Annotated in this window: 12 protein-coding genes; 6 read left to right on the top strand and 6 right to left on the bottom strand. The window is 67.7% G+C overall.

The features are described 5' to 3' along the window. Positions 1–558 precede the first annotated feature (558 nt). From pstB to ACFWX1_RS32805, 6 genes are all read right to left on the bottom strand, one after another. Complete coding sequence (gene pstB / locus ACFWX1_RS32830; protein WP_378393635.1) at positions 559–1,335, bottom strand: phosphate ABC transporter ATP-binding protein PstB; 777 nt, start codon at positions 1,333–1,335, stop codon at positions 559–561. Between the two features lie 3 nt (positions 1,336–1,338). Further along, positions 1,339–2,256, bottom strand: coding sequence for a phosphate ABC transporter permease PstA (gene pstA, locus ACFWX1_RS32825; RefSeq protein WP_378393662.1), 918 nt, complete (start codon positions 2,254–2,256; stop codon positions 1,339–1,341). A gap of 2 nt (positions 2,257–2,258) precedes the next feature. After that, positions 2,259–3,179 (bottom strand): phosphate ABC transporter permease subunit PstC, encoded by a 921-nt coding sequence (gene pstC, locus ACFWX1_RS32820; protein ID WP_378393661.1) that lies wholly within the window; start codon positions 3,177–3,179, stop codon positions 2,259–2,261. A gap of 196 nt (positions 3,180–3,375) precedes the next feature. After that, positions 3,376–4,503, bottom strand: a complete 1,128-nt coding sequence (gene pstS / locus ACFWX1_RS32815; RefSeq protein WP_378393634.1) for a phosphate ABC transporter substrate-binding protein PstS — start codon at positions 4,501–4,503, stop codon at positions 3,376–3,378. A gap of 225 nt (positions 4,504–4,728) precedes the next feature. After that, positions 4,729–5,625, bottom strand: a complete 897-nt coding sequence (mshD, locus tag ACFWX1_RS32810) for a mycothiol synthase (protein ID WP_378393633.1) — start codon at positions 5,623–5,625, stop codon at positions 4,729–4,731. A gap of 76 nt (positions 5,626–5,701) precedes the next feature. Next, a complete protein-coding gene (locus tag ACFWX1_RS32805; RefSeq protein ID WP_378393632.1) occupies positions 5,702–6,457 on the bottom strand; it encodes a winged-helix domain-containing protein in 756 nt (251 codons plus the stop codon). A gap of 165 nt (positions 6,458–6,622) precedes the next feature. On the opposite strand from ACFWX1_RS32805, the gene ACFWX1_RS32800 reads away from it, so the two are divergent. The 6 genes from ACFWX1_RS32800 (at position 6,623) to ACFWX1_RS32775 (ending at position 9,858) form a co-directional block, all read left to right on the top strand. After that, the gene (locus ACFWX1_RS32800; RefSeq protein ID WP_378393631.1) at positions 6,623–7,525 is read left to right on the top strand and encodes a DUF2993 domain-containing protein; all 903 of its coding nucleotides are present in this window, start codon (positions 6,623–6,625) and stop codon (positions 7,523–7,525) included. A gap of 3 nt (positions 7,526–7,528) precedes the next feature. Beyond that, entirely contained in the window at positions 7,529–7,960 is a 432-nt protein-coding gene (locus ACFWX1_RS32795) for a TlpA family protein disulfide reductase (protein WP_378393630.1), read from the top strand. An 86-nt stretch (positions 7,961–8,046) separates the two neighbouring features. Then, a complete protein-coding gene (locus ACFWX1_RS32790; RefSeq protein WP_378393629.1) occupies positions 8,047–8,145 on the top strand; it encodes a putative leader peptide in 99 nt (32 codons plus the stop codon). A gap of 86 nt (positions 8,146–8,231) precedes the next feature. Then, positions 8,232–8,666: a DUF4395 domain-containing protein gene (locus ACFWX1_RS32785; protein ID WP_378393628.1), complete on the top strand. Its 435-nt coding sequence runs from the start codon at positions 8,232–8,234 to the stop codon at positions 8,664–8,666. A 47-nt stretch (positions 8,667–8,713) separates the two neighbouring features. Next, on the top strand, positions 8,714–9,550 hold the full coding sequence (locus ACFWX1_RS32780) for a sulfurtransferase (protein WP_378326967.1): 837 nt from the start codon (positions 8,714–8,716) through the stop codon (positions 9,548–9,550). Beyond that, positions 9,550–9,858, top strand: coding sequence for a DUF1416 domain-containing protein (locus ACFWX1_RS32775; RefSeq protein ID WP_378326968.1), 309 nt, complete (start codon positions 9,550–9,552; stop codon positions 9,856–9,858). The genes ACFWX1_RS32780 and ACFWX1_RS32775 overlap by 1 nt, the downstream gene beginning before the upstream one ends. Positions 9,859–9,970: the final 112 nt, after the last annotated feature.

The following is a 9,970-nucleotide window of genomic DNA, read 5'->3' as shown; positions in this document are numbered from 1 at the left end:
GCCGTTGGGGACGTTGATCGTCGGTAACGGAGCGTTCGCGACGTCGGGGGGAGGTTGTCGGCGTGGGCGGAGAGACTCCGAGGGACGCCCTGGGTGCATCCACCGCACCGAGGGACACCCCCGATGCACTCGACGCACCCAGGGACGCCCTTGTCGCACCCACGGACAGCGCACCGGAAGCGTCCTTCAGCACATCCCGCCCCAGAACCCTCAGTGAGAAAATGAGGCATTCACGGACTAGAGGAAGCACCCGATGGGAGCAGTTCACCCCAGATCCCGTCTGCGCACCGAGATCCCTTACACAGCAATGGATCCAAGCCATTGCACTAGGTTGTCCACAGCCACCGTCGTATGTGGACAATTTTCGCCCACACCGCTCGTCGACAGGGTTTTGTCGTGCCCCGGCGATAGAATGTTGCGGGGCCGCCCCCCAATGGGAGGGTGGGGGATGCGTAGGTGATGGAGCGGCTGGAAAGCGTTGCGGGCAAAGAGACGTGGGGGCCTCCCTGAGGGACTCTGGGTCCCTCGAGGAGGCCCCCACGGACCGAAAGAGGACGATCAGCCGAAGCGGCCCGAGATGTAGTCCTCGGTGGCCTTCTCGTCCGGGTTGGAGAAGATCTTCTCCGTGTCGTTCAACTCCACGAGGCGTCCCGGCTGGCCGACCCCGGCGAGGTTGAAGAACGCCGTCTGGTCGGAAACCCGCGCCGCCTGCTGCATGTTGTGCGTGACGATGACGATCGTGTAGTCCTTCTTCAGCTCACCGATCAGGTCCTCGATCGCGAGCGTCGAGATCGGGTCGAGCGCGGAGCACGGTTCGTCCATCAGCAGCACGTCCGGCTGCACCGCGATCGCCCGCGCGATGCACAGCCGCTGCTGCTGCCCGCCGGAAAGGCCGCCGCCCGGCTTGTTCAGCCGGTCCTTGACCTCGTTCCACAGGTTCGCGCCGCGCAGCGCCCGCTCGGCGATGTCGTCGAGCTGCTTGCGGTTGTTCGTGCCCGCCAGCTTCAGCCCGGCCACCACGTTGTCCTTGATGGACATGGTGGGGAACGGGTTCGGCCGCTGGAACACCATGCCGATGGTGCGGCGCACCTGCACGGGGTCCACAGAGGACGCGTAGATGTTCTCGCCGTCCAACAGCACTTCGCCGTCGACACGCGCGCCGGGGATGACCTCGTGCATGCGGTTCAGCGTCCGCAGCACGGTCGACTTGCCACACCCCGACGGCCCGATGAACGCGGTGACGTTACGCGGCGGCACCGCCAGCGTGACGCTGTCCACGGCATGGAACTTGCCGTAGTAGATGTCCAGGTCCTTGACGTCGATTCGCTTGGCCATGACTCACTTCTTCTTCGGGGCGACGATGCGGGAAAAGACCGTGGCGAGCAGGTTGATCAGCGCGATGATGAGCACCAGTGTCAGCGCCGCGCCCCAGATCCGGTCGTAGCCGACGCTGCCCGGGTTCATCGAGTTGGTGACGCGCTCGTTGTTCATCAGCAGCGGCAGCGAAGCCTGTTCGCCGGTGAAGATGTCCCAGTGCACGAACGCCGAATAGCCGACCAGCACCAGCAGCGGCGCGGTCTCGCCCATGACGCGGGCGAGCGCCATCATCACACCGCCGATGATGCCGGACAACGCGGTCGGCAGCACGATCTTCATGATCGTCTTCCACTTGGGGACGCCGAGCGCGTACGAGGCCTCACGCAGATCGTCCGGGACGATCCGCAGCATCTCCTCCGAGGACCGCACGACCACCGGGATCATCAGCAGCACCAGGGCGAGCGACACCGCGAACCCGCTGCGCGGCAGGCCGAGCGTGGTGACCCACAGCGCGTAGATGAACAGAGCGGCCACAATGGACGGAACACCGGAGAGGATGTCCACCATGAACGTGGTGATCTTGGCGAGCTTGCCGCGGCCGTACTCGACGAGGTAGATCGCGACGAGCATGCCCAGCGGCACCGCGATGATCGCGCACACCACGCCCTGCAGCAGGGTGCCGATGATCGCGTGCAGCACACCGCCACCGACCTCGTCGGAAAGCACCTCCCCGAAGTCCTGGGTCCACCAGTTCGAGAACGGGATCCGCTTGATGCCGTTGGCGATCACGGTGTAGAGCACCCACACCAGCGGCACCACTGCGACCAGGAACGACAGCCACACCAGCACGGTGGCGAAGCCGTTCTTCGCCTTGCGCTTCAGGCTGACCTGCTGGAAAGCCGGGGCGGTGGCGGGCTTTTCGAGCGTGGAAGCCGACATGCTCATGCCCCCTTCTTCCCGATGATCGCGCGGGCCGCGAAGTTGACGATGAAGGTGAGCAGGAACAGCACGAGCCCGGCCGCGATGTACGCGCCGGCGGACGTCGCGTTGTTGAACTCGCTGTAGTTCGCCGCGATCTTCGAGGCGAACGTGGCACCGCCGTCGAACACGCTCCAGGTGAAGAAGCGGTTGACCGGGATGAGCAGGATGACGGCGAGCGCGATGGTCTCACCCAGCGCACGCCCGAGCCCCAGCATCGAAGCGCCGATGTACCCGGCCTTGCCGAACGGCAGGACCGTGGTGCGGATGACCTCCCAGCGCGTGGCGCCGAGCGCGAGCGCGCCCTCGATGTGCGCGGTCGGGGTCCGCTCGAAGACCTCGCGCGTCAGCGAGGTGATGATCGGCAGGAGCATCACCGCGAGCACCACGCCCGCGGTGAAGATCGTGCCGCGCACGCTGGGCGCGACGTTGCCCGGCGCGAAGACCGGGATCCAGGAGAAGGTGTCGTTCACCCACTGCGAGAACGGTTCGATCGCCGGTGCGAGCACGAGGATGCCCCAGAGACCGAAGATGATCGACGGCACCGCGGCCAGCAGATCGATGATGTAGGCGAACGGGCGCGCGAGCTTCTTCGGCGCGTACTGCGTCAGGAAGAGCGCGATCCCCAGGGAGACCGGCATCGCGATCACCAGCGCGACCACCGACGTCGCGATGGTCACCTCCAGCAGATCGAGGATGCCGAAGGACATGTTGGTCGGGTCGTTGGTCGTCCAGCCCTTGGAGAACAGGAAGCTGGCCTTGTCCGCCCGCAGCGCCGGAATGGCCTGCACGAGGAGGAAAAGCCCGATCAGGCCGATCAGGATCACCACGAACAGACCGGCGCCGGTGGTCAGGTTCTTGAAGATGCGGTCACCGGGCCGCACCTTGCCGCGTGGGGCACCCGCGGGCTCGGCGGCCGGCGGGGCGGATTTGTCCGAAATCGGGTCCTCCGGAGGGGTGTGGAGGGACGACGAACGCCCACCGGGGTCACCGGTGGGCGTTCGCGTCGAAGATGAGTCGCTCATCGACTGTGGTAATCCAGCCTGTGTCTAGTCGTCATACCGGGCACGGGCGGCCGGGTCAGGCGATCGCCTTGACCGCGGTGAGCACCTTGTCCTGCAGGCTCTGCGGGATCGGCACGTAACCCTTGTCCGACAACGGCTTCTGCCCCTCGGTGGCCGACACCGTCAGGAACGCCTTGACGGCCTTCGAGACGTTGGCGTCCGCGTACTTCGAGCAGACGATCTCATAGGTGGTCAGCAGCAGCGGGTAGGCACCCGGGGTGTTGCTCGCGTAGATCGCGTTCAGGTCGAGCGCGAGGTCGTTGCTGCCCTCCTTGAGGAACTTGGCGGAGTCCAGCGACTTCGCCACGTTCGCCGCGTTCAGCTCGACACCGCCGGAGCCGCTGTCGATCAGTGCCGGGGTGAGGCCTTCCTTGGCGAACGCGCCCTCGACGTAGGTGATGGCGCCGTCGGCGGCCTTGACCGCGGTGGCGACACCGTTCGAGCCCTGCGCCCCGTTGCCGACGCCGCCCTTGAACGACTTGCCCGCGCCCTGCTTCCACACGTCCTTGGCGGCCGCGCCGAGGTACTTCTGGAAGTTGTCGGTGGTGCCCGACTCGTCGGAGCGGGAGACGACCTGGATCGGCTTGTCCGGCAGGTTCAGGCTCTCGTTGCCCTTGACGGCCTTGATGGCCGGGTCGTTCCAGTTCTTGATGCCGCCGTTGAAGATCTTGGCGATGACGGTCGGGGTCAGCGTCAGCTTGTCGACACCCTGGAGCTTGTAGGCGACCGCGACCGGGCCGACCACGAGCGGGATGTTCCACGCCTCGGCGCCGCAGCGCTTCTGCGCGGCCTCGGCGTCGGCACCGGTGATCGGGGAGTCCGAACCGCCGAAGTCGACCTGGTTGGCGTTGAACTGCTTGACACCGGCGCCCGAGCCACTCGCGGTGTAGTTGACCTGCTGGCCGGAGCACTTCTTGCCGTACTGCTGCTTGAAGATCTCGACGGCGTTGTTCTGTGCCGTCGAACCCTCACCGGACAGCGGGCTCTTCCCGCCGCAGTCGACCTGGGCGGTTCCGGTGGCGGCAGGCGCCGAAGCCGAGTTCGAGCCGCTCTTGTTCGCCGCGGGATCGGAGCCACACGCGGTGAGCACGAGAGCGGCGCTCGCCACGATGCCAATCGCACCCAGGGGCCGCATGATCTTCACTGCATTTCCTCCACTAGGAGTCTTGCGGAACCGGCGGGCCGGTGCGCCCGCGCCGGATCCGGACATTAGGCAGCCCCGGTGGACAGGCGGCCCTTTCCAGGTGAACGAAAAGTGAACAACGCGGCCGATGTGAGCAGTGCTACTAGTCCGCGTGAGTGCCGTGTCACAGCTGTGACCTGGGCGTCCGCGCTTCGTGACGGATTAATCGCAAAGCGTTCTTGCTGTTCACAGTCCGTACTGGACGTCGGTCTCGAAACGTGTGAACCCGAGCTTCGTGTAGACCGCGAGCGCCGGGGCGTTGTCGCCCTCGACGTACAAGATCACCTGACGCAGTCCGCGCGCCGCGAGATAGCGCAGTCCGGCCAGCGTGAGCGCTTTCCCGAGTCCGCCGCCCTGGGCGCCGGGGTCGACGCCGACGACGTACACCTCGCCGACCGGCTCGCCGCCGAAGCGGCCCGGCACCGGCTCGTGCACCTTCGTCCAGTGGAAGCCGATGAGCTCGCCGGCCTCGTTTTCGGCGAGGAAGAAGCCGTCCGCGTCGAACCACGGCTGCTTCTCCTCGGCACGGACCTCGTCGGCGGTGAGCGCGCCCTGCTCGGGGTGCCAGTCGAAGGCGCGGGCGTTGACGGCGACCAGCGCGTCCTCGTCCTGGCCGGGGACGAACGTGCGTAGCTTGACGCCCTCGCGAAGCGTCGGCTCGGGCCACTCGGCCTTCTCGACGTCGGCTTGGAGGATGAGCAGCTCGCGAGTCCGCCCCAGCCCGAGCTGTTCGGCGATCTTCGCGGCGCCGGGGTGATCGCCGTGCGCCCAGACACGGAAGCCCTCGGCGGCGTGCTCCTTGACCTCTTGCGCCAGTGCGAGGCCGTGACCGCGGCGGCGATGAGCGGGGTGGACGATCAGCTCGGCGACCTGACGACCGTGCGAATCGCCGTCGGTGTCGAGGTGGACGTACCCGACCGGCACTCCGTCAACGCGGGCGAGCAGGTGTTCCCCGCCCTCGAACTCCCGCGGCAGCGGTCCGTCCGGGGAGACTTCGGGCCGCCCGTCGGTCTCCTTCGCCGCCAGCAGGATCTCCCGCACCGCGGCGTCGTCCCGCTCTTCACTCCACCCAGACAGCTCCATGTGGTCCAGCCTAGAGGTCTCTGAAGGCCACCATGAGGGACCAGAACGCCCTCAAGGTGGCCTTCAGAGACTTGCGCTAGTGGGTGGAGAGGTCGGCGGGGAGGGGCACCTGAGGGGCGGGGGCCGGAGCCGGGGCGGGCTTCGGCGTCACGCTTTTGGCGGGCCGCTCGAACTTGTAGCCCACGTTGCGCACGGTGCCGATCATCTGCTCGTGCTCGGGGCCGAGCTTGGCGCGCAGCCGCCGGACGTGGACGTCGACCGTGCGGGTGCCGCCGAAGAAGTCGTAACCCCAGACCTCCTGCAGCAACTGCGCGCGGGTGAACACCCGGCCCGCGTGCTGCGCGAGGTACTTGAGCAGCTCGAACTCCTTGTAGGTCAGCTCGAGCGTCCGGCGCCGCAGACGGGCGGTGTAGGTGGCCTCGTCGATGACGAGGTCGCCGACGCGCAGTTCGGCCTCGACCTGGCCACTGTTGCCGTCGCGCGTAGTCACCAGCCGCAGCCGGGCGTCGACCTCGGCCGGGCCCGCGGTGGGCAGCAGGATGTCGTCGGTCCGCCATTCCGCGCTGACCGCGACCAGCCCGCCCTCGCCGACGACGGCGATGATCGGGGTGGTGGCCTCGTCCTCACCGGCGCCCTTCAGCAGCCTGCACAGGCTCTTCGCCGAGGCCAGGTCGCTGCGCGCGTCGAGAAGGATGACGTCGCGATGACCGGCGTCGAGCAGGGCCGTCACCTCGGGGGCGCGGACGCGTACGGTGTGGGGAAGCAGGTCCAGCGCGGGCAGCACCGTAGTGGCGTCGGCCTCCGCAGTGAGTACCAGAAGGTCCAGGCTCATGAGCCGCACCGCCTTCACAAATCGTCGCCTCGAACGTGGCTTCGGTCGGTGCTGAGTGAGAATAGCGGGTGAACGGCCGGAACACCTCCCCTTGCTGGATCGATCACACCTGGTCAAAGACGAGGACGAGGCCACGAGCCCGGAGAACAGAGGAGAACGGACGCGATGGTGAACAGGCCCGCGACGGCCCCCGGACGCCCTGCCCCACGCCCGGACGACGGGCGCCGCGGACGGCGGATCCGGCGGTGGGTCATCGCACTCGGGATCCTGGTACTCCTGCTGGTCGGCGCCGATTTCGGGGCCGCGGCGTTCGCCGAGCACACGATCTCGCAGAAGGCCCGCGCACAGCTCAATCTGACCGACGACCCGTCGGTGTCCATCCACGGTTTCCCGTTCCTCACGCAGGCGCTCTCCGGTGACTACGGTCACATCACCCTTTCGGCCGCCGGATTGCCGGTCGGCGACAGGCTGCGCGACGTCGCCGTCAACGCCGACCTGAAGAATGTGACAGCACCGCTGTCGGACGTCACGTCGGGAAACACCAAGTCGATCAAGATCGGCGATCTGACCGCGGCGGTCACCATCAAGGCCGCCGACCTCGCGCGCAACGCGCCGCTGGACAAGGTCGAGAACCTGCGCATCGAGCAGTCCACCGAGGACTACGTCCGCAACGGCGGTGAATCGGGCAAGAGCACGACGCCGACCACCACCACGACGACACCGACCGACAGCGAGAACCAGGACAGCCCGACCGCGGGCGTGCGGCTGTCGGGCAACGTCCAGATCGCCGGGCAGAAGGTCGAGATCTTCTGCTTCGCGATGATCGAACTGCACGGCAAGGAGATCAGCATCGTCCCGACCCGGCTGCAGTTCGGGAATGACAAGGAGACGACGATCGTTCCGGCTGCTGTGCAGAAGGCACTGCTGCCGAACTTCCGGGCGTCGATCAGCACGGCGAGCCTGCCGCTGTCGGTCACGCCGACCTCCGTCCGGGTCGACAGCGGATCGGTGACGATCAAGGGCAAGGCGAACGACGTCTCGTTCGCGCAGCTGTCCGCGAAGGAGTGAGCGATGGCCGGGTTGTGGGTGCTGCTGGGCACGCTGGTCGTAGCCGCCGCCGTCGGCCTCGGCCTGCGCGCGCGCAACGGCCGGGTCCGCGCACCCCGCCCGGCCGAAACGCGGCCGCTGCCCGAGGCCGTGACCGAGGTGCTCGACCCGGCGGCGGCCGTGACACTGGTCCAGATCTCGACGACGTTCTGCGCCCCTTGCCGTCACACGCGCGTGCTGCTGTCCTCGCTCGCGGAGAAGACCGGCGGCCTCACGCACGTCGACCTCGACGTCACCGACCAGCCGGAGGTGGCGCAGGCACTGTCCGTCCTGCGGACCCCGACGACGCTCGCGATGACCGCCGACGGCCGTGAACTCCTGCGGGTCGGCGGTGTCCCGCGCGGCGAGGAACTACTCGACGCCCTGCGCCCCCACCTGGGCGCGACCGCCCGCTGAGACACGCCGGGTCTCAATATTCGGGAGTCGTCCCACGGTATGAACGGTGTTCCCACTCTGAGGGAGCACTGGGTACCCTCGCACCCGTGAACAGGCTGCCCACCCCGCTCTTGACGCAACGCCGCGCAGTGGATCTGTGCCGCGTGCGCAGCAGCCTGTGTCCGCGTTTCCCCGGCTCGAGCTGACGCACGACCCCGTGCTGGGCCTGCCGGAACACCGCTGAAGCCGTGCCGTCTGCACGCAATTCCGCCTCGCCAAGCAGGAGGATCCCATGTCCGCCGGACCGGCCGTCGACCCGCGGGGACCGCGGTTCGCCGCCATCCTGACCACGATCGTGCTCGCCGTCGTGCTCGTCACCCAGTGGTGGCCGCTGCTCGCGCTGCAGACGATCGTGTTCGCGATCGGCGCGTTCATCGGGCTCAAACCCGCGCCGTACTCGATCCTCTACCGCGCGCTCGTCGCCCCGCGCCTCGGCCCGACGACCGAACGGGAGGACGCGGCGCCGCTGCGCTTCGCCCAGGCCGTCGGCTTCGTGTTCGCGCTGGTCGGCACGATCGGCTTCGCGACCGGCGTCGACCTGCTCGGCATCATCGCGACAGCGTTCGCGCTGTTCGCCGCGTTCCTCAACGCCGCGTTCAACTTCTGCCTCGGCTGCGAGATGTACCTGCTCATCAAGCGTTTCACCCCGGCCGCCCGCGCGTCGTAGAAACTCCCGCCCCAGCCCGTACGAAACCCAGAAAGAGAGTCAGCTCCATGAGCCGTGAAGACGTCCTGGTCACCACCCAGTGGGCCGAGGAGAACCTGGACACCCCCGGCGTCGTGTTCGTCGAGGTCGACGAGGACACCACCGCCTACGACGCGGGGCACATCCGCGGCGCGGTGAAGTTCGACTGGCGCAAGGACCTCCAGGACGGGGTGCGCCGCGACTTCGTCGACAAGGCGGGCTTCGAGAAGCTCCTGTCCGAGAAGGGCATCTCGAACGACGACCGCGTGATCCTCTACGGCGGCAACAACAACTGGTTCGCCGCGTACGCGTACTGGTACTTCAAGCTGTACGGGCACGAGAACGTCCAGTTGCTGGACGGCGGGCGCAAGAAGTGGGAGCTCGACGGGCGCGAGCTGAACTCCGACGACGTCAAGCGCGAGCCGACCTCGTACAAGGCCAAGGACCAGGACCTGTCGCTGCGCGCGTTCCGCGACGAGGTCGTCCAGTCCATCGGCTCGAAGAACTTCGTCGACGTGCGTTCGCCCGACGAGTACTCCGGCAAGCTGCTCGCCCCGGCGCACCTGCCGCAGGAGCAGTCCCAGGTCCCCGGCCACATCCCCGGCGCGCTGAACGTGCCGTGGGCGAAGGTCGCCAACGAGGACGGCACCTTCAAGACCGAGGAAGAGATCAAGGAGCTGTACGCCGACGAGGGTCTCGACCCCGCGAAGGAGACCATCGCGTACTGCCGGATCGGCGAGCGTTCGTCGATCGCCTGGTTCGCGCTGCGTGAGCTGCTGGGCTACCAGGGCGTGAAGAACTACGACGGTTCTTGGACGGAATACGGCTCGCTGGTGGGCGTGCCGGTCGAGTTGGGAGCGAAGTAATGGCAGATGACGGTTGCGGCGCCCCGGCCCAGGTGGCCACGCCCGCTGACTTCGACACGAACGGCCAGGTCGTCCTCGCCGGCAAGGTGACCGGGGCTTCCGGTCCCGTCGGCGGCGCGTTCGTCCGGCTGCTGGACGGCGGCGGCGACTTCACCGGCGAGGTGGTTTCCTCCGCCGACGGTGACTTCCGCTTCTACGCCGCGCCGGGCGACTGGACTGTGCGCGCGCTGCACCGCACCGGCAACGGCGAAGCCTCGGTGACCGCCGAAGGCCCCGGCCTGCACCAGCTCGCGATCTCGGTCGGCTGAAGCTGCTGAAGGGGGGGGGGGTGGGGGGGGGGATGTGGTGGTGAGAAACCTCCGGTCGGCTGGTTGTGTTATTCTGGGTGTCGACCCGCTGACAGGGGGGGGGCGCGCGCCC

Origin of the sequence: Amycolatopsis sp. NPDC059021, from assembly GCF_042739895.1 — a bacterium.
Lineage (GTDB): Bacteria > Actinomycetota > Actinomycetes > Mycobacteriales > Pseudonocardiaceae > Amycolatopsis.
This window is presented reverse-complemented; position numbering and strand designations above follow the sequence as displayed.